Genomic DNA, 17,553 nt, shown 5'->3' on the forward strand with positions numbered 1-17,553 from the left:
GGACTGGCCGGTGCTAAGACTGGCCGGCGCCAAGAAGGGTGTCACGGACCCGGCCGGTTCAGACGAGATGACGCGTCGCGTGCCGGGTGTGTTCTGAATGGAGAAAGCAGAATGAGCAACAAGTGGCCCCACCTGGACTACCTCGGCTGGCGCGAGACGTGTTCAGCCCTGCATCTCTATTTGCAGATCGCCGGGAAATATCGCCTTGCTCATACCCCGTGGCTCAACCATTCCTGGAACGCGACCTTCTATGTCACGCCGCTCGGCCTGACCTCCTCGCCGATCCCCGACGGCCCAGGCATTGAGATCCTCTTCGACCTTCGGGACCATATGGTTGTCGGCACAAGCGGCAATGGTCGCGAAGCATCGTTTGCGCTCGGGCCATCCACAGTCGCGGCGTTCCACGCCAATTTCGTGCAGTTGATTTCCGAACTTGGAGGCACGCCGACCTTTAACGGCAAACCGAACGAGGTGCCCAACCCCGTGCCGTTCACCGAAGATCATCGCGACCGGCCCTATGACCGGGAAGCCGTTCAGCGCTTCCATCACGCATCGGTGGCGGTCGACAGGGTATTCAATCGGTTCCGGACCTCGTTTCTTGGCAAGTCCAGTCCCGTTCACCTGTTCTGGGGCAGTTTTGACCTGGCCGTCACCCGCTTTTCCGGGCGGCGCGCGCCTCTCCATCCCGGCGGTATTCCTTCATTGCCCAACGATGTGGCACAGGAAGCCTACGACCGCGAGGTCTCCTCAGCAGGTTTCTGGCCCGGCGGTGGCGGCATCGATTACCCGGCGTTCTATGCCTACGCCTATCCGGCGCCGAGTGGCTTCAGGGGCGCGTCGGTCCGGCCCGAGGGCGCGTTCTGGCATGAGGGCCTATCGGAATTCATCCTGCCGTACGATGCCGTTCAGTCGGCCGCAAATCCCGACGCGGCGCTTATGGAGTTTCTCGTCTCGACCTACGACGCCGCGGCCGATCTCGGAAGATGGGACCGCGACCTACTGGACTGCGTGCCAGGGCGGCGGGGTCAGGCGCGGCCGCATGACGCCGAGCAGCCGGGCCCTGCCTCTCCATTGACCGTCGAAAAGGTCGAACGGGAGGATACCGCATCGAAGGGACGCTACCGGATGCTCGTCGACGGCGTCGAAGCTGAGATGACCTATAGCCGGGCCGGCGAAGGTTTGATCATCATCGACCATACCGAAGTTCCAGCGGCGTTGCGTGGCCGCAAGGTCGGCGAGCGACTGGTACGCCAGGCGGTCGAGGATGCCCGGCGCGAAGGGGTCGCCATCATTCCGCTTTGTCCGTTCGCAAAAGCGCAGATCGACCGTCATGTCGAATGGCAGGACGTGCTGCGTCGGTCATAGGCTGCGCGTAACTTCCTCCACCCGCCAACGTACCGGCTCCGACCGACTCCTACCACCGTAAGCGGCGGACGTAGTCCAGCGGCAATTGGCGGCAATTTTCGCTGCTGGCGTCGTGGAAATGGCAAAAATTTCAGGCGGATTCAGGGGCCTTGGCCTTTGCGAGGTCCTGCAGGAACTCTTCCATCAGCGGCCTGTCACCGAACCGGCGGTAAGCGCGCTCTGCTTCCAGCGAGAATGCCGGATGCGCCTCGACCAGCTTTGCCATCGTCTGCTGGGCTGCCTCGACCTCTCCGCCCCCGGCCTGCAAAGCGGCCTGAATCAGAAGGCAGTTTGCATCGCGCGGCGCCCGGATCAGGCATTCCCCTATGACGGCGGAAGCCTCATCGCGGCGGTCAGCCGCGTAGAGCGCCTGCCCGTGCACATAGGCATAGTACTCGGGCGCCATAGGATGAAGGCGGCGGGCCCGCTCTGCGTTGGTGACGGCATCATCATATTCCCCGAAGCGAACCTGCGCCTTTGCAAGCGCCATCATGCTGTCGGGATCGTTCGGGTTGAGCTCCACAGCGCGCCGTGCGGCCTGCAAGCCGCCTGAATAGTCGCCCTGAAGGGCAAGCCCGAAGCTGATGACCTGATAGCCAAGCCCAAGATTGGGATCGAGACGGACCGCCTGCCGGGCTTCACTAAGCCCAAGATGGAGCTCCTGGGCGTTTGCCCGGCCGTCACCGCTCTGCGCCACGCTGGCGATAAAGGTGAGCGCGAGGCCTGCGCGGGCGGCCGCATAGGACGGGTCCATTTCAAGGGCGCGCTGATAGAGGCCCCGCGCTTCCAGAATGTCCTGCGTGTCATTGGTGCCGTGCCGGTAGCGGTTGCGGGCCTGCAGCACGAGGTCATAGGCCTGCAGGTTGTCGGTCGGGCGCTCCGCTGCCGCCGCCGCCTCGGTCCTGCCGATATAGGGCGCGATCTGCGCGACGATTTCAGTGGTCAGTTCGCTCTGGACGGTGAACACGTCGGCGACCTGCCGGTCGAAACTGCGCGACCACAGATGCGCGCCTGTCTTTACATCGATCAGCTGCGCCGACACGCGAAGCTGGTCGCCTTCACGGCGGGCGCTGCCTTCAACCACATAATCGACGCCGAGCTTCGCCCCGAGCTTGCGCACGTCCGTGTCCTGCCCGTGAACGGCGTAGGTGGAATCGCGCGCGATTACCTGCAGCTCTGAATTGCGGGCAAGGGCTGTCGTCACATCTTCGGTCAGTCCGTCGGCGAAATACGATTGCTCGCCGCTGCCGCTCATCGCGGCAAAAGGCATGACCGCCACTGACGGCCGGGGGTCGGCGCGGCTCTGGTCCATCGACAAGACCGACGGGATGCGGCTGACCATAGCTGCCAGGGAGAGCGGCTGGATTTGGGTGCCGATGAGGATGAGGCCTATGGCGGCCGCGCCATAAGACCAGCGGGCAGCGGTGCTGCGCAGCACCTGCGGCACCTGCCGCCAGAGCGACCACGGAGAGCCCGCGCGCCTTACGCGGTAGACGTTGAGAAGTTCGGGAATGTTCTTGGCCCGCCTGCGGCCGATGCGGACGTACCTGTCCGCGCTGTTGCGGTCGGCCGCCATCACCACGGCGCCGCTGACGAATATCTGCCCCGGATCGCACATGGCCTCAAGACGGGCGGCCACATTGACGCCATCGCCGTATACGTCGCCGTCATCTTCGATGACATCGCCAAGATTGATGCCGATGCGCAGCTCGAACGGGCCCTTGTCGAAGCCTTCCTGTATGGCCAGCGCCGCATCAACCGCTTCGTTGACGCTGGGAAACATAGCGAGAAAGCCGTCTCCCGCTGTCTTGACGATGCGCCCGCCATGGCGGGCTATGGTCGGGTCAATGAGCTCATCGAAAACAGCGCGCAGCTTCGCGTAGGTGGAAGCCTCGTTTTCAGCCATCAGCAGGCTGTAGCCGACGATATCGGCGGCCATGATTGCCGCGAGCTTGCGTTCCATCAGCATTATTCCTGAGCGGCGGGCCATGCGCGGACTATCGTTACTGATACTTAAGGCGACGCACGGCCCAAGATTAGACCCATAATCCCGGAAAGACTTATACACAGCTCACAAATGCGTGACGATTGTGGCCTACACCGTTCTGACCTTCGTCAGCCGTGATCTGCTTCGTCCGGAGCCGTCCGTCGCCGCACTGGCGGAGGGCGACGCCGCGTTGAACGGCCTGGGCCTTGCCTGCCTGCCCGACCACGCGCCGCACCCCGTCCTTGCTGAATGACGGCTTCAGCAGGGGCTGGAGGACTGGCCCGCCCTTTCCAGGGCTATCATCTCTATTATCCAAGCCGCCGCCAGAATTCCCCCCGTTCACTCTCCTGATCGGAGCGCTCCGCGGGCGATGACAGCACTGCAGGGCCAACAAACCAGTTCAGCGCTGCTTCGCCCTTCATCGCAATTTGGTCTGTGCCAACTAGGTCTGGATGTACATTTCAATTGGCGCGCCCGAAGAGATTCGAACTCCTGACCCCCAGATTCGTAGTCAGATGCTTCAGGTACTCATAACGTTGCAGACTGTTCAAAACGGCATAAATTTGCACGTTTTTTCAGCGCCAAGCAGCGCAAAGGCCGCAATGGCGGAGAGATATCCGAACGAACGTTCGAACGGCAGCGTGAGAGTCCAGATCGCAAGGATAGCAAGCGCAGCAAGGCGGCCCCAAAACATGTAGGACAGGCCCTTCAGTTCCTCCTGCGCTACCCCCTCGCCGACATCCCTATACGCCGTCAGCCCGGCTGACGGTCCCGGGTTCACTATGCGGCGAACCTTCTGGACCAGGAATTTTGCCTTGGCCATTATGGCTCGACGGCCTGCGTTGAAGCGTCGTGGGGTCGGGTCGCCGCGTATCCGACGGAGACTTCGCCGCCGCGTCACTTGATACCTAGGAATTCTTTGATGCTGCGCCGCTCGTCTGCGTTGTTGAAGCGCTGGACCATCTTCGTGCCGCGCACCATGGCGGTCGGGTTCGCAAGGTAGCTTTCCAGCGTTTCGGGTGTCCAGGTGATGCCAGAGTCGCGCAGGGCCGACGAGTAGTTGAACCCTTCGAGGCTGCCGGCGGCACGGCCGATCACGGCCTGCAGATGCGGGCCGACGCCGTTGCGGGTTGTCGCGATCTGGTGGCAAGCGCCGCAGCGCTGCCGGAACAGGCGCTCTGCTGTAGCGGCACTTGCATCCTGGGCAACAGACGCGTGCGTCGCCCAGGACACTGCGACTAGCGCCGTCGCGGCGAGGACGGCATTCCTCATCCTTCGACTCCCTTCAAGTCGAGCCTCGAAAGCGGTAGGGTGCGGATGCGCTGGCCGGCGAGCACCGAGGCGGCGTTGACCACGGCAGGCGGCACGCCCGGGAGACCTGGTTCGCCGATACCGCCCATCGGCGCTCCGCTCTCGACAATGCGAACATGCACGCGCGGCATGCGGTCGGGCGGCAGGATCGGATACCCATCAAAATTGCGCGCCTGCGGCAGGCCGTCGACATAGACAACTTCCTCAAGCAGAGCCGAGGACAGGCCGAGTGCGACTGCCGAGTTGACCTGCGCCTCGATGATTGCCGGATTGACGATGCTGCCTGGATCGATTGCCACCCAGACGTCGTGGACCACGACCCCACCATCCCTGAGCGACACTTCGGCGATCGTCGCGACCTCGCTACCGAAGGGCGAGGCCATTGCGACGCCGCGGGCGCGCCGTGTGCCGTCTTCCGCGGTGAATGGACCGCGCTTCCACCCGCCGGAGAGGACGGCGACTGCCTCAAGGAGATTGCTGTGCCGCGGGCTGTCCGCCACGAGCCGCAGGCGCAACTCGTAAGGATCCTGCTGGCCTGCATCGGCCATCTCGTCAAAGAACGTCTCGTAGAAGAAGTCGTTCATCGAATGTCCGACCGAGCGCCAGAAGCCGATGATCGCCGGGTCGTCCACGTGGATCTGCGCGACACGTCTGTTGTTGATCGCATAGACCTTCCCGGCAATGCCCTCGACCGCCGAACTGTCGACCTTGTCCGGCTGGCGGCCGAACCAGCGACCGGTTGGGCCTTCGCCTACCGCCACAGCATCAAGCGCAACCGGAAGACCGGCGGCGTCCAGGCCCGCGCGGAAGCGCACGGCGCCCATCGGCCGCAGCGTGTCGCGCAGGAACTCTTCCTCGCGGCTCCAAATCAGCTTGACAGGTCGGCCAACAGCCTTGGCGAGCAGGATGGCCTGCGGGAACGGGTTGGCCGTCTGGTAGAGGAAGTGCCGGCCGAAGAAGCCGCCGAGTATGGGGGAGTGAATGATGACCTTGTCCTGCTCGATGCCTGCGACCTCGGCAGCATCGGCCTGGAACATCTCCGGCGCCTGGTTGGGAATCCACAGCTCCAGCGTGCCGTCCTCGTTCCAGCGCGCGATCGCCGACGGCGGCTCGAGTTGCCCGTGGACAAGATAGGGCGCGTCATAGGTGGCCTCGACAACGCGCACTGCCCCTCCAAGAGCACTCGCGACATCGCCTTCCTGCTCGAAGGCAATGCCGTCGCCCGGGGTCGCCTTCAGCATTTCCTTGTGCGCGTCCGAAGAGAAGTCGGCCGGCATCGCGTGAGCCGTTCCAGCCGCTGGCTCGGTCCAGGTCACCTGAAGAGCTTCCACGGCGCGGCGCGCCCGCCACCAGCCGTCGGCCAGGACCGCCACCGCGCCGGGCAGCCGGTGGATGGAACCCACGCCGGGCATCGTCTGGACTTCGCTCTCATTCGCCAGCGCGCCCGGTTCGCCACCAAGACGTGGGCTGTGCTGGACGGCAGCATGAAGCATGCCGTCCACTTTGAGGTCGATTGCGTAGTGCGCGCGACCTGTGGACTTGTCTCGCGCGTCGAGCCGCGGAACGGGCTTGCCGATCCAGCGGAAGTCGGCAGGGTCGCGCAGCACGACGTCGGCCGGGACCGGCAGTTCGGCAGCGTCGCCGGCGATGTCCCCGTAAGGGATCGTCCGCCCGGATGCCGCATGCACCACGCGGCCCGGTTCCGTCGACAGTTCAGAAACCGGCACACCGAGCCGTTCGGCCGCGGCCTGCATCAGCATCTGGCGCGCCGAGGCACCGAGCTTGCGCATAGTCTCGTAGCTCATGCGGACCGACATGCTGCCGCCGGTGAAGCGGCCGCCGCCGGTCAAAAGGTAGTCGGGTCCAGGAGGTGCTCCTTCCACCACGAACTGCGCGGGATCGACATCGAGTTCCTCACCGACGATCTGAGCCATGGCGGTGAAGATACCCTGCCCGCCTTCGATGAAGGCGCTCCGGAACAGAGCGGTGCTGTCGGGGCGGACTTCCAAAAAGGCGTTGACGCGCGTGCCGGGCGCCACAGCAGCCGCGGTCTGCGCGCGAGCCCGCCCAACCGGCACGGTCACTGACAGCACCAGCGCCGCGGCGCCGCCGAGGAAGCCGCGACGCGAGACATTGAGCGGACCGTCTTCGCCGCGCGTAGACCGGCCGTCCCGGATGGGGGTCATGTCGTTCATGGAACTCTCCTCAAGCCTGCGCGGCCTGCCGGACGGCAGCCGAGATCGCGTTGTAGGTGCCGCAGCGGCAGAGATTCACCATCGCCGCCGCGATGTCGTCCTCAGTCGGCTGCGGGGTCTGCTTGAGGAGCGCGGTGGCGGCCATAACCTGGCCCGATTGGCAGTAGCCGCATTGCGGCACCTGATGGGCGACCCACGCCTCGACCACTTTCCTGCCCTCGGCATCCTGCTCGATGGCCTCGATGGTCGTGATCGCCATGCCAACCACGCTATCAACTGGAGTGACGCAGGAGCGCGTCGCCTGTCCGTCAATCAGCACCGTGCATGCGCCGCACTGGGCCACGCCGCAGCCATATTTCGTGCCGGTCATGCCAAGCGAGTCACGCAACACCCAGAGCAGCGGGGTATCTGGTTCGACTTCGACCCGATGCGTCGAGCCGTTGACGGTCAGTTCCATGGCGTTCTCCTCGTGTTCGCAGAAAGCCAGCGCGACTGGCTGTTGGCTCGTCGAACCCGAAGAGTAGGTGTCCCGGATCATCTCGACTAGACCGCGTAATTCGCTTGCGTCTATCGACCAGAGGCATAAATCTTCACTCTGATCAGCGGACAGCGGCATGGCCAAGGAAGACTTCAACGACCTGTTATGGTTCTTGGCTGTGGCCGAGGAAAAAAGCTTCACGCGCGCGGCAGCGAAGCTCGGTATCACGCAGTCCACGCTCAGCCACACGATCAAGCGCCTGGAAACGGCGATGGGCATCAGGCTGCTCATGCGCACGACGCGAAGCGTGGCGACTACCGAGGCGGGCGAACGCCTGCGGCAGTCTCTCGCGCCGCGTGTCGCGGAGATCGAGGCGGAGATCGCCGCGCTGATGGAATTCCGCGACAAGCCCGCCGGCACCATCAGGCTGACGGTTTCGGATCATGCATTCGAAAGCGTCGTCTGGCCGAAGCTCGCGCCGGTGCTCGCCGACTATCCGGACATCAGGCTGGAGTTCAGCATCGACAACGGGCTTCGCAACATCGTCGAGGACGGTTTCGACGCCGGCGTCCGGTTAGGGGAAAGTGTCGAGAAGGACATGATCGCGGTTCGCATCGGTCCGGACTGGCGGATGGTCGCCGTCGCCTCGCCCGCCTATTTCGCCATGCATCCTGCGCCCCGGCATCCGCAGGAGCTGATCGGCCACAACTGCATGAACATGCGCCAGACACGGGGCGGTGGACTCTACGCCTGGGAGTTCGAGAAGGACGGTCAAGAACTTCGCGTCCGGGTGGACGGGCAGATCACCTTCAACACGAACTACCCCATGGTGGATGCGGCTCTGAAAGGCTACGGCATTGCCTTCGTCCCCGAGAGCCTTGTGGAACGGCAGGTCGCGTCCGGCGAGCTCGTCCAGACGCTGGACGACTGGTGCCTGAAATTCCCGGGTTACTACATCTACTATCCAAGCCGCCGGCAGGGCCTGCCCGCCTTCAAGGTGATCGTCGATGCGCTGCGGCAAGGGGAGGTGTGAGGTGCCGGCAGGACCCGTGTCTCGCGGCTATCACGGGTTTGCACGTTTCTCGAACACCTCGCGCGCGACTGGCGCCGCCGAAAATGCGTTCGGCCAACCTGCGTAGTAGGCGAGATGATTGATGACCTCGGAGGCCTCCTCGCGACTCAGACCGTTATCCATCGCGCGGTTCAGATGGAAGGGCATCTGGGCTACCTGGCCAGCAGAAATCAGGGCGCTGACCGTGACCAGGCTTCGGTCGCGCGGTGCAAGGTCCGGACGCAGCCACAGGTCGCCGAACAGCACTTCCGTCGTGTCCCGCACAAGGCCCGGAGAGGCGGGGTTGGTGGTCTGCTCGACGCTCGCGGCACGTCGGGCCTCCTGTTCTTTATCGAGCGGAAGCAGCGTTGGGTTGGCCGCGGGAAGCTGGTCTGCGCCGATGCCACGCTCCGCAAAGATTGGTCCGGCCGCATCGACCGCCGCCATGGCGTTGCCCCACCCCGCGTAGAAGGCCAGATGCGTGATGAGTTCCGAGAGCTCGGCGGGTTTGACCCCGTTGTCGAGCGCGCGGCGGATTTGCTCGGGCATGAGGCCCGCCTGGTTGCGGGTGACGACGGCCGCGACCGTCACGACACTGCGGTCACGAGCGGACAGACCAGGCCTTGTCCAAAGCCCGTTGTCGAGGGTCTCCTCATACTTCTGCAGAGCCGGAGCGACAGACGAGATATCTTCTTCGACACCTGAAGCCGCCTTGCTTGTGACAGGTGCAAAGGTCATTGCCAGCGCGAGAGCTGCGATGGATTTCATGATCTTCTCCTTCGTGTCGAGTTTGCTACTAACGATATTCTTCGTCGGTGACGGCCTCGAGCCATTCGACGACGTTGCCGTCACGCGATGGCGTTATCGCGATATGACTCATGGAACTGTCGGCGGCGGCGCCGTGCCAGTGCTTAACCCCTGGCGAGGTTGAAATGACGTCGCCGGGTTTGATGGCGATCTTCTCTCCGCCTTCTTCCTGGACCCAACCCGTGCCGGCCGTAACGATCAGCGTCTGGCCTGCCGGATGCGTGTGCCAGTGAGAGCGAGCGCCCGGTGTGAACTCGACCAGGCCGCCGCCGGCATTGCTGTGCTCGCTGGCCGCGAACAGCGGCGTGACCGTGACGACGCCCGTGAAGGTTTCGGCCGGACCCGGAATTGAAGCCCGCGACCCGTTGGGCGAGACCTGCATTGTCTGGGCCTGGGCGGATACGCAGGCGAGCAGCGCCAGCGAGGCGGCGCTCAACGACAGGGTTTTGGTCATAGTCTTTCTCCGTTCATGGGGCATGCAAGGAACAGCCGCACAGCCAGGGGGGCGCTCAGATGTCGCCGCGCCAGGATCAGACCCGAAGCAGCACTTTGATCGCGCGTCGCTCGTCCATGGCGCGGTATCCGTCGGCGACTTCCGCCAGCGGCAGTTGGAGATCGAAGACCTTGCCGGGCTTAATCTTGCCGTTCAGCACGCGGTCCATGAGGTCGGGCAGGAAGCGGCGGACTGGAGCCGGGCCGCCGAGCATGCGCTTCTGGCCGAAGAAGAGCCGCTGGCCGTCGAAGTTGACACCGTGCGGAACGCCGACATAGCCGATGGTGCCGCCGGGGCGCGAGCACGCCAGCGCCTGATCGAACGACTCCGCTGTGCCGACGCATTCCAGCACCGAATCTGCGCCTACGCCATTGGTGAGGTCCTTGATGCGGGCCACGCCTTCGTCGCCGCGCTCGGCCACGATGTCGGTTGCGCCGAACTCGCCGGCTAGCTTCTGTCGGGTCTCGTGCCGGCTCATGGCGATGATGCGCTCAGCGCCCATCTCCCTGGCGGCAAGCACACCCATCAGACCGACAGCGCCATCACCAACCACGACGACGGTCGAACCTTCCCTGACTTCTGCCGCGTCCGCCGCATACCAGCCTGTGCCGAGCACATCGGACACCGCGAGCAGATCCGGCACCTGGTCGGCGGAAGGAACTTCCGCCGTGGCTACCAGCGTGCCGTCCGCCAACGGCACACGGGCGTAAGGCGCCTGCGCCCCGCTCATGAACTCGCGTTGCACGCAGGACGACTGGAAGCCGAACCGGCAGTGCGGGCAGGTGTTATCCGAGATGCAGAACGAGCCGACGACGAACTGGCCGGGCCGGACTGTGCGGACCTCGCTGCCGACCTCGACGACGATGCCGCAATATTCGTGGCCCATATGCAGCGGACGATCCACCGGCTGCAACCCGCGATAGGGCCACAGATCCGACCCGCAGATGCAGCTCGCCGAAAGCTTGATGATGGCATCGGACGGCTTGAGGATCTTGGGATCGGCAATCTCTTCGCAGCGGATGTCGCCCGGCTTGTGAAGAACTGTTGCAAGCATGGGAGTGCACCTTTCTTTTCGTTGCGTCAGCAGATGGCTTCGATGCGCAGCGGAAACTCGCCACGCACGTGCAAAGCCTCATAGCCTTCGTTGAAGCGGCCGAGCCTGACCAGCCCCGGATGACGGTAGTCGGCGTAGAACATCGCTAGATTGCCCCAGGGCATGAAGTAGCAGAGGTCGTAGGGCCGCTCGTTCCCGAAGGGGCCGCTGCCCTCTTCGGTGAGCTTGCGCGGCAGATGGGCGATCTTCTCGTTGTTGCTGAAATCCTCGATCGTCAGATCGAGCGGCAGCATGGAGAAAAAATCTCGGGCAGAGGGGTTGTCGTAAAGCGTGGCGGTCATGGTCCGACCGTCGAACGTCATGCTGATCCGCATGTTGGTAGGCTCCTGGCTGGCTCGGTCCCTGTCTTGCTGGGCGTGGGCGAGATGCGGCAGGACCGCCGTTGCGAGTGCGGCAGCGAGCAACGTCCGACGGTCCAGGGCTGGCTGCTTGATGATCACGGAAGAGAACTCCGAGCTTCGCGCCGTGCGGCGACTGCGAAGAGCGATGATCCGCAGAGAAGCGCCGCACCGAACGCGAAAGCGCTCCACCAGCCGATCGCATCGAAGAGCATACCGCCGATCGCCGCACCGCTCGTAATCGCCAACTGAATGATGGCGACCTGCAGTCCGCCGCCGGCCTCCGCGTCGTTGGGAAGCGTACGGCTCAGCCAGGTACCCCACCCGACGGGCGCGGCGGTGCCGAAGAAGCCCCAGGCGACCAGGAGCAAGGAAACCGGCACAGGTATAGTTCCGAACGCAATCAGCGCGACGGCAAGAACCGACATGACGAGCGGGATGGCGATCAGAATGCCGAAAAGGCGGGTTTGCAGCAGCCGGCCGATCCACCATGTGCCGGCAACACCCGCCAGACCCATGACCAGCAGCATGGCCGAGAGCGCTGGAATGGCGAGACCCGTAACGTTCTCCAGGAACGGGCGCAGATAGGTGAAGAGCGCGAACTGCCCCATGAAGAGCATCAGGATGGAAGCCATGCCGAGGGCGACCGGGCGGCGGCGAAGCAGCAACAGCACGTTGCCGGACGCCCGCCTGCCACGCGGCGGAAGCGGCGGCAGGCTGATCCACTGCCAGACCAGCGCCAGAAGGCCAAGCGGCACGACGAGGAAAAAGGCGCCGCGCCAGCCGACATAGGCGCCGAGGAAGCTGCCGAGCGGTGCGGCGATTGTCGCCGCGATCGCGTTGCCCGCGTTCAGCATGGCGAGCCCCTTGGGGACAAGGTCTTCGGACATCAGGCGCATGACGATTGACGTCGACATTGACCAGAAGCCGCCGATCGCGACGCCGAGCAGTGCGCGACCGACCATGAGGAATGCGTAATTCGGCGCGAAGGCGACAGCGAGCCCGGCCACGATCAGGAGCATTGTGAAGCCGATCACGACAAGCTTGCGGTCGATCCGGCGCGTGAGGCTGGCGACCAGCAGGCTGGTGATCACGGCAAAGGCGCCGGAGATCGAGATGGCTTGGCCGGTCCGGCCCTCGGTGATGCCGAGATCGGCCGCGATCGGAGTCAGCAGGCTGACAGGCACGAACTCCGACGCGATCAGCACGGCGACGCAAAGCGCCATCGAGAGCACCGCGCCCCATGCGGCGCGGTCACGGACAAGTCTAGTGTCGTAGGTGGTGGTTACCATCAAGGGAGTCCTTCCAAGACGGCTGCGGCTCGCTCACGCCGCCGGCACACCGCTATGTCCAGAAAAATAGCGTCCCTACGCTGATCGAATTAGATGGAGTAATCCACTTGGACTTATCGACCTGAGCCATAAAAGACTGTGGCTGACTTGGGGCTTGGCCAGCGGACGAAACTCTCACTGTAAGAAAGGCCATCAATGTCTGCTTTGGTCGGAAGACGTCGATAGCGGTGCTGAGTTAAGTATCCGCTTTCTGGTCCTTTGGTCAGAAGCCGTCCGTCGGGTGCCGACCAGCGAGTGGGGTCGCCAATTTTCTGTAGCAAAATTTTGATCACCCTTTGCAGAGGTTTGTCTGAGATGCATGAAGGCCGCCCCCGCATTTGCGCTGTGGCGGGGCGGTGGGTCGATCATCCGCAGTCGTAGATCGAACGTGGGTACTTTTTGACACCGGCTAACCGATTGTCACCCATTTGAAACCCAGAACACCGAGGGGCAACCGACCGATAGGTCTTTGAAAAGATTGGCGCGCCCGAAGAGATTCGAACTCCTGACCCCCAGATTCGTAGTCTGGTGCTCTATCCAGCTGAGCTACGGGCGCGCAACAGGCTATGCTTTGCACAGCCCCGCGATCCGATCCTGGCGACCGGCCGCGATGTGACGTGTTCCCTAGCGACTGAATTTCCGAAAAGCAAGCCGATCCGGCAAAAGTTTTGTTGTTCGCGCTGGCCGGCTCGTTGTTCTGAGCAATTCTGGACGGAAAACCGCTACACACTTTTCCTGCAATTGCTGCGTATCAGGGAATTGCCCCGGATCAGGCCGGGCGGCGCAGGCCATTGCGGGCCTGGTCGAGCCGGACCGGCTCGTCGGGAATGGTGACCGCGAATGTGGTGCGACCGCCTCTGCTTTCGACAAGCTCCACCGTGCCGCCATGGGCGCGGATCAATTCATGGGCGATCGCCAGGCCAAGGCCGGTGCCGCCGCTGCGGGCCGAGCCGCGGAACGCCGCGAACAGGTTCTCTCGTGCCTTCGGCGGCAGGCCGGGGCCGGTGTCGGTGACGGTAATACGGCTGACGCTGCCGACGCGCTCTGCCGACACCGCCAACCGGCGCACCACCGCGCTTTCCGCGTCCGCCGCCATTGCCTGCACGGCGTTGCGGCAAAGATTGGTGAGCACGCGAAAGAGCTGATCGGAATCGGCATCCACCTCGAAAGCCAGATCGACAGCGTTGACGAATTCGATGCCGCCTTCGGTGTCGAGCAGGCCGTGGACGTCGTCGACCAGTTGGCGCAGCCTGAGCCTGCGGCGCGACGGCGGCGGCTCCTGGGTGCGGCCATAGGCGAGCACGCCTTCCGAATAGGATACGGCGCGATCGAGCGCGCGCAGCAGTTTCGGCGCAAAGGCCTGCACGGTCGGGTCCTTGACCTGGCGCAGACGGTCCGACATCAGCTGTGCCGACGCCAGGATGTTGCGCATGTCGTGGTTGATCTTCGACACGGCGAGGCCAAGGTCGGCGAGGTGCTTCTGCTCGGCAAGCATCTTTTGCAGCCGCTCCTGCATCTGCGAGAGCTCGCGCTCTGCAACGCCGATCTCGTCGGCGCGGGCGGCTGGGTGGATGATCCGCCCAGGGTCGTCCGGCGCCTCGGAGAAGGCCAGCATCGAACGCGTCATTGTCCGGATCGGCCCGATCATGATCAGGTCTATGGCGGCATAAACCAGCATGGCGGTGAACAGCGAGATCAGCAGCGAGACAAAGGCGACGTTGCGCGAATAGATAAGCATGGCATTGCGCAAGCTGTAGTCGGGCATGATCAGCTCGAATTCCTTGTCGCTGTCGCCGACAGGCCCGAAAACGCGCAGCATCCGCTCGCCGCCGAAAAATAGCGTGTCCAAAGCACTGGTCATGCCCTCGACCAGGCCGACATTGGCGATGTCGATATGCTCGTCGACCTGCGGCGGCATTTCAGCCACCACCAAAAGGCGCGAGATGCCGCCGTCGCGCACGGCGATCGCCTTGGCGCCGATCGCCGTGAGCACGTCGTTCTGGGCAGCGCGGGACAGCGAGGCGGGCTCTCCCTGCACCAGCACGATCGAAACGGCGGCGGCGGTGTTCAGCCTCTCCTTCAGCCAACTCAGCCGGTAGCTGGCGATCCAGGGCAGAAAGATAAGGACCTCGGCCAGGAGCACGAAGACGATGGTGAGCAGCAGGAGCTTTGTCGACAATCCACGCGACAAGGGCACGGTACGGGGCACCGTCCGGGCGGCGGTCGCCGCCCGATCGGTCCTGTCATCCGCGGATGGGATTTCACTCATGCTGCTTTTCTTCACGATCACTTGATCGGCCAAGATTAGGCCATTGCGGCTTTTTTGCCAATTTCGTCCTTCGTCCCAGTACGGGATGAGACTGCCCAGGTTCGGCGATCACTTCGGCCATCAGCCTGACGGCGCCTGATGTCGGCGCCGGATTGACTTCCAAAACCCTTCTTTCTATAAGCCCGCTCACGCTCGGGCCATTCGTCCCGGCGCGGTTTCGATCGCGCCAAAACCGACCCGGCAAAGCTCCTGTTACAGAGTGACAGAATCAAGAAGGGCCGCACCCCGCGGTATTAAAACAAATGAAGCGTACATACCAACCGTCCAAACTCGTCCGCAAACGCCGGCACGGTTTCCGTGCCCGCATGGCCACCAAGGGTGGTCGTGGCGTCGTCGCAGCCCGCCGTAACCGCGGTCGCAAGCGGCTCAGCGCCTGACCGGAAGACGAGATCGTTGTCCGCAACCGGCAAGCCAGCGGGAGCACATCCCAAGCGGCTTCTGAAGCGCGCGGACTTCCTGGCCGTCCGGCGTGGCGAGAAGCGCCGCGGGCGGCTTTTTCTCGTCGAGGTTCTGGACCGCAGCGACACAGAGGCGCCTCGCGTCGGCTACACGGTCACCAAGAAGGTCGGCAATGCAGTCGTGCGCAACCGCATCCGGCGGCGGCTGAGAGAAGCCGTGCGCACCCATGCCGCGGGTGACATGGCGCCTGGCAATGACTATGTCATCGTCGGGCGCGAAGACGTGCTTACCACTCCGTTCGGCCAATTGAAGGCCGAACTCTCCCGCCGATTGCGCGGAACACGATAGGCCAAGGCTTTCGATGGAAAACAACCGGAACTTCTTCATCACCATCGCACTGTCGGTGCTGATCCTGTCGCTTTGGCAGTATTTTTACGTGCTGCCGCAGAGCGAGGCACAGCGCGAGAAGGCCCGCCTCGAAGAACAGCGGGTAGCGGAGCAGAAGAAGGCGGCCCCAAGCACCAGTCCGGGCGGTAGCGAAACGCCGGTGCCGCAGCAAGGTGCCATTCCCAACTCAGCGGGCCCCAACGCATCCGGAACCGACGGCGCGACGCCGGCCGGCCGCGAGCAGGCGCTGGCGTCGACCCAGCGCGTCAAGATAGACACGCCGAGCCTGGAGGGCTCGATCAATCTCACCGGCGCACGGCTCGACGATCTCAGGCTCAAGCACTACACGACGACGGTCGACAAGAACTCGCCCGAGATCGAGTTGCTCAACCCGGCGGCGCTGCCTACCGGCTACTATGCCGAGATCGGCTTTGTCGGCAGCGACAAGACCGGCGCGGTGCCGGGGCCGGAAACGGTGTGGACCGTCGACGGCAATGCAACACTGACCCCGGCGACACCGGTCGCGCTGACCTTCACCAACGACAAGGGCCTGACTTTCAAGCGCACCTTCTCCGTCGACAGCGACTATATGTTCACGGTCTCGGACACGGTGCAGAATTCCGGTTCGACCGCAGTTACCCTGTCGAACTACGGCCGTGTCACCCGCTTCGACAAGCCTGCCGTCGCCAGCATCTATGTGCTGCATGAAGGGCTGATCGGCGTCACCGGCACGGAGGGCCTCCAAGAACACAAATACGCTTCCGTCGAGGAGGACAAGCAGTTCACGCCGGGCAAGTCGACCGATGGCTGGCTGGGCATCACCGACAAATACTGGGCGGTGACGCTGGTGCCGACCGAGAAGCAGCCGTTCCAGCCGCGCTACGCCTATTTCGATGATGGCCGCCCGCGCTACCAGGCCGACTTCCTCACCGACCCAATCAATGTTGATGCCGGCCAATCGGCGACGGTAGAGACCGAAATCTTCGCCGGCGCCAAGGAAGTCGCCAAGGTCAACGCCTATGCGCAAGATCGCCATATCAGGTTGTTCGACCGTTTGATCGACTGGGGATGGTTCATCTGGATCACCAAGCCGATGTTCTACCTGATCGACACGATGTACAAATTCTTCGGCAATTTCGGTCTGGCCATTCTGGCCACCACAGTCGTGGTCAAAGCCGTTTTCTACCCGCTTGCCAACAAATCCTACGCGTCGATGGCGAACATGAAGAAGGTGCAGCCGAAGATGCTTGAGATCCGCGAGAAATACGCGGACGACAAGATGAAGCAGCAGCAGGCGATGATGGAGCTCTACAAGACCGAGAAGATCAACCCGCTCGCCGGCTGCTGGCCGGTGGCGCTGCAGATCCCGGTCTTCTTCGCGCTCTACAAGGTGCTCTACATCACCATCGAGATGCGGCACGCACCGTTCTTCGGCTGGATCCAGGATCTGGCAGCGCCCGACCCGACCTCGATCTTCAACCTGTTCGGCCTCATTCCGATCGAACTGCCGCATATGTTGATGATCGGCGTTTGGCCGCTGATCATGGGCGTGACCATGTTCCTGCAGATGCGCATGAACCCGACGCCGCCGGATCCGACGCAGGCCATGATCTTCACCTGGATGCCGGTGGTCTTCACGTTCATGATGGCGGGTTTTCCGGCCGGCCTGGTCATCTACTGGGCCTGGAACAATCTGCTTTCGATCATCCAGCAAGGCGTGATCATGAAGCGCCAGGGCGCCAAGATCGAGTTGTGGGACAATCTGGTCGCGCTTTTCCGGAAGAAACCGTCGCCGGCGGAATAGCCGGCGCCCCATTTGCGGATTCAGAAAAGCCCCGGTCACTTCACAGACCGGGGCTTTTTTCGCACAACCGAGCCGCCGCCGGACGGCGAAACGAATCCGCCGGGCGGTAGACGTCGCCGCGACAC

The 17,553-nt window shown here is 63.5% G+C and carries 17 protein-coding genes and 1 tRNA gene; 6 read left to right on the top strand and 12 right to left on the bottom strand.

The features are described 5' to 3' along the window. Positions 1 to 111: 111 nt before the first annotated feature. Positions 112 to 1,365: a DUF5996 family protein gene (locus tag NKH73_RS01445; protein WP_352927008.1), complete on the top strand. Its 1,254-nt coding sequence runs from the start codon at positions 112 to 114 to the stop codon at positions 1,363 to 1,365. Positions 1,366 to 1,495: 130 nt separating this feature from the next. Here the strand turns inward: NKH73_RS01445 and NKH73_RS01450 are convergent, their stop codons facing one another. Then, positions 1,496 to 3,367 carry an adenylate/guanylate cyclase domain-containing protein gene (locus NKH73_RS01450; protein WP_352927010.1) on the bottom strand — a complete coding sequence of 624 codons (1,872 nt, stop codon included), beginning with the start codon at positions 3,365 to 3,367 and terminating at the stop codon, positions 1,496 to 1,498. A 127-nt stretch (positions 3,368 to 3,494) separates the two neighbouring features. Between NKH73_RS01450 and NKH73_RS01455 the strand changes: the two genes are divergently transcribed. Continuing rightward, positions 3,495 to 3,644: a hypothetical protein gene (locus NKH73_RS01455; RefSeq protein WP_352927013.1), complete on the top strand. Its 150-nt coding sequence runs from the start codon at positions 3,495 to 3,497 to the stop codon at positions 3,642 to 3,644. Positions 3,645 to 3,938: 294 nt separating this feature from the next. Here the strand turns inward: NKH73_RS01455 and NKH73_RS01460 are convergent, their stop codons facing one another. The 4 genes from NKH73_RS01460 to NKH73_RS01475 all read right to left on the bottom strand — a co-directional run bounded on the left by NKH73_RS01460 (position 3,939) and on the right by NKH73_RS01475 (position 7,354). Continuing rightward, on the bottom strand, positions 3,939 to 4,214 hold the full coding sequence (locus tag NKH73_RS01460; RefSeq protein WP_352927016.1) for a hypothetical protein: 276 nt from the start codon (positions 4,212 to 4,214) through the stop codon (positions 3,939 to 3,941). A gap of 74 nt (positions 4,215 to 4,288) precedes the next feature. Next, positions 4,289 to 4,663, bottom strand: coding sequence for a c-type cytochrome (locus tag NKH73_RS01465; protein WP_352927019.1), 375 nt, complete (start codon positions 4,661 to 4,663; stop codon positions 4,289 to 4,291). Next, a complete protein-coding gene (locus NKH73_RS01470; protein WP_352927023.1) occupies positions 4,660 to 6,897 on the bottom strand; it encodes a xanthine dehydrogenase family protein molybdopterin-binding subunit in 2,238 nt (745 codons plus the stop codon). The genes NKH73_RS01465 and NKH73_RS01470 overlap by 4 nt, the downstream gene beginning before the upstream one ends. A gap of 10 nt (positions 6,898 to 6,907) precedes the next feature. Further along, the gene (locus NKH73_RS01475; protein WP_352927025.1) at positions 6,908 to 7,354 is read right to left on the bottom strand and encodes a (2Fe-2S)-binding protein; all 447 of its coding nucleotides are present in this window, start codon (positions 7,352 to 7,354) and stop codon (positions 6,908 to 6,910) included. 157 nt (positions 7,355 to 7,511) lie between these two features. Here NKH73_RS01475 and NKH73_RS01480 point away from each other — a divergent pair, with 157 nt between their 5' ends. Further along, positions 7,512 to 8,408: a LysR family transcriptional regulator gene (locus NKH73_RS01480; protein ID WP_352927028.1), complete on the top strand. Its 897-nt coding sequence runs from the start codon at positions 7,512 to 7,514 to the stop codon at positions 8,406 to 8,408. A 30-nt stretch (positions 8,409 to 8,438) separates the two neighbouring features. Here NKH73_RS01480 and NKH73_RS01485 read toward each other — a convergent pair whose 3' ends face one another. From NKH73_RS01485 to NKH73_RS01515, 7 genes are all read right to left on the bottom strand, one after another. After that, positions 8,439 to 9,197, bottom strand: coding sequence for a carboxymuconolactone decarboxylase family protein (locus tag NKH73_RS01485; RefSeq protein ID WP_502893904.1), 759 nt, complete (start codon positions 9,195 to 9,197; stop codon positions 8,439 to 8,441). 25 nt (positions 9,198 to 9,222) lie between these two features. Then, complete coding sequence (locus NKH73_RS01490) at positions 9,223 to 9,615, bottom strand: (R)-mandelonitrile lyase (protein WP_352927664.1); 393 nt, start codon at positions 9,613 to 9,615, stop codon at positions 9,223 to 9,225. Between the two features lie 148 nt (positions 9,616 to 9,763). After that, the gene (locus tag NKH73_RS01495) at positions 9,764 to 10,780 is read right to left on the bottom strand and encodes a zinc-dependent alcohol dehydrogenase family protein (RefSeq protein ID WP_352927032.1); all 1,017 of its coding nucleotides are present in this window, start codon (positions 10,778 to 10,780) and stop codon (positions 9,764 to 9,766) included. Between the two features lie 26 nt (positions 10,781 to 10,806). Next, positions 10,807 to 11,280 (bottom strand): cyclophilin-like fold protein, encoded by a 474-nt coding sequence (locus NKH73_RS01500; protein ID WP_502893903.1) that lies wholly within the window; start codon positions 11,278 to 11,280, stop codon positions 10,807 to 10,809. Continuing rightward, the gene (locus tag NKH73_RS01505) at positions 11,277 to 12,470 is read right to left on the bottom strand and encodes an MFS transporter (protein ID WP_352927035.1); all 1,194 of its coding nucleotides are present in this window, start codon (positions 12,468 to 12,470) and stop codon (positions 11,277 to 11,279) included. Before NKH73_RS01505 ends, NKH73_RS01500 begins: the two co-directional genes overlap by 4 nt. A 518-nt stretch (positions 12,471 to 12,988) precedes the next feature. Beyond that, positions 12,989 to 13,065 (bottom strand) — tRNA-Arg (locus NKH73_RS01510). A 213-nt stretch (positions 13,066 to 13,278) separates the two neighbouring features. After that, positions 13,279 to 14,778 carry an ATP-binding protein gene (locus NKH73_RS01515; protein WP_352927038.1) on the bottom strand — a complete coding sequence of 500 codons (1,500 nt, stop codon included), beginning with the start codon at positions 14,776 to 14,778 and terminating at the stop codon, positions 13,279 to 13,281. Between the two features lie 302 nt (positions 14,779 to 15,080). Between NKH73_RS01515 and rpmH the strand changes: the two genes are divergently transcribed. The 3 genes from rpmH to yidC are packed head-to-tail and all read left to right on the top strand — an operon-like array spanning position 15,081 to position 17,428. After that, positions 15,081 to 15,215: a 50S ribosomal protein L34 gene (rpmH, locus tag NKH73_RS01520; protein WP_008833937.1), complete on the top strand. Its 135-nt coding sequence runs from the start codon at positions 15,081 to 15,083 to the stop codon at positions 15,213 to 15,215. A 16-nt stretch (positions 15,216 to 15,231) separates the two neighbouring features. Next, positions 15,232 to 15,585, top strand: coding sequence for a ribonuclease P protein component (gene rnpA, locus NKH73_RS01525; RefSeq protein WP_352927042.1), 354 nt, complete (start codon positions 15,232 to 15,234; stop codon positions 15,583 to 15,585). Between the two features lie 13 nt (positions 15,586 to 15,598). Further along, on the top strand, positions 15,599 to 17,428 hold the full coding sequence (gene yidC, locus NKH73_RS01530; protein WP_352927045.1) for a membrane protein insertase YidC: 1,830 nt from the start codon (positions 15,599 to 15,601) through the stop codon (positions 17,426 to 17,428). Positions 17,429 to 17,553 lie beyond the last annotated feature (125 nt).

This window comes from Mesorhizobium sp. M0938 (genome assembly GCF_040319125.1).
Classification (GTDB): domain Bacteria; phylum Pseudomonadota; class Alphaproteobacteria; order Rhizobiales; family Rhizobiaceae; genus Mesorhizobium; species Mesorhizobium robiniae.

Coding starts and splice junctions, on each gene's coding strand:
- NKH73_RS01445 (WP_352927008.1), top strand. CDS start 112: ATGAGCAACAAGTGGCCCCACCTGGACTACCTCGGCTGGCGCGAGACG.
- NKH73_RS01450 (WP_352927010.1), bottom strand. CDS start 3,367: ATGGAACGCAAGCTCGCGGCAATCATGGCCGCCGATATCGTCGGCTAC.
- NKH73_RS01460 (WP_352927016.1), bottom strand. CDS start 4,214: ATGGCCAAGGCAAAATTCCTGGTCCAGAAGGTTCGCCGCATAGTGAAC.
- NKH73_RS01465 (WP_352927019.1), bottom strand. CDS start 4,663: ATGAGGAATGCCGTCCTCGCCGCGACGGCGCTAGTCGCAGTGTCCTGG.
- NKH73_RS01470 (WP_352927023.1), bottom strand. CDS start 6,897: ATGAACGACATGACCCCCATCCGGGACGGCCGGTCTACGCGCGGCGAA.
- NKH73_RS01475 (WP_352927025.1), bottom strand. CDS start 7,354: ATGGAACTGACCGTCAACGGCTCGACGCATCGGGTCGAAGTCGAACCA.
- NKH73_RS01480 (WP_352927028.1), top strand. CDS start 7,512: ATGGCCAAGGAAGACTTCAACGACCTGTTATGGTTCTTGGCTGTGGCC.
- NKH73_RS01490 (WP_352927664.1), bottom strand. CDS start 9,615: ATGCAGGTCTCGCCCAACGGGTCGCGGGCTTCAATTCCGGGTCCGGCC.
- NKH73_RS01495 (WP_352927032.1), bottom strand. CDS start 10,780: ATGCTTGCAACAGTTCTTCACAAGCCGGGCGACATCCGCTGCGAAGAG.
- NKH73_RS01505 (WP_352927035.1), bottom strand. CDS start 12,470: ATGGTAACCACCACCTACGACACTAGACTTGTCCGTGACCGCGCCGCA.
- NKH73_RS01515 (WP_352927038.1), bottom strand. CDS start 14,778: ATGAGTGAAATCCCATCCGCGGATGACAGGACCGATCGGGCGGCGACC.
- rpmH (WP_008833937.1), top strand. CDS start 15,081: ATGAAGCGTACATACCAACCGTCCAAACTCGTCCGCAAACGCCGGCAC.
- yidC (WP_352927045.1), top strand. CDS start 15,599: ATGGAAAACAACCGGAACTTCTTCATCACCATCGCACTGTCGGTGCTG.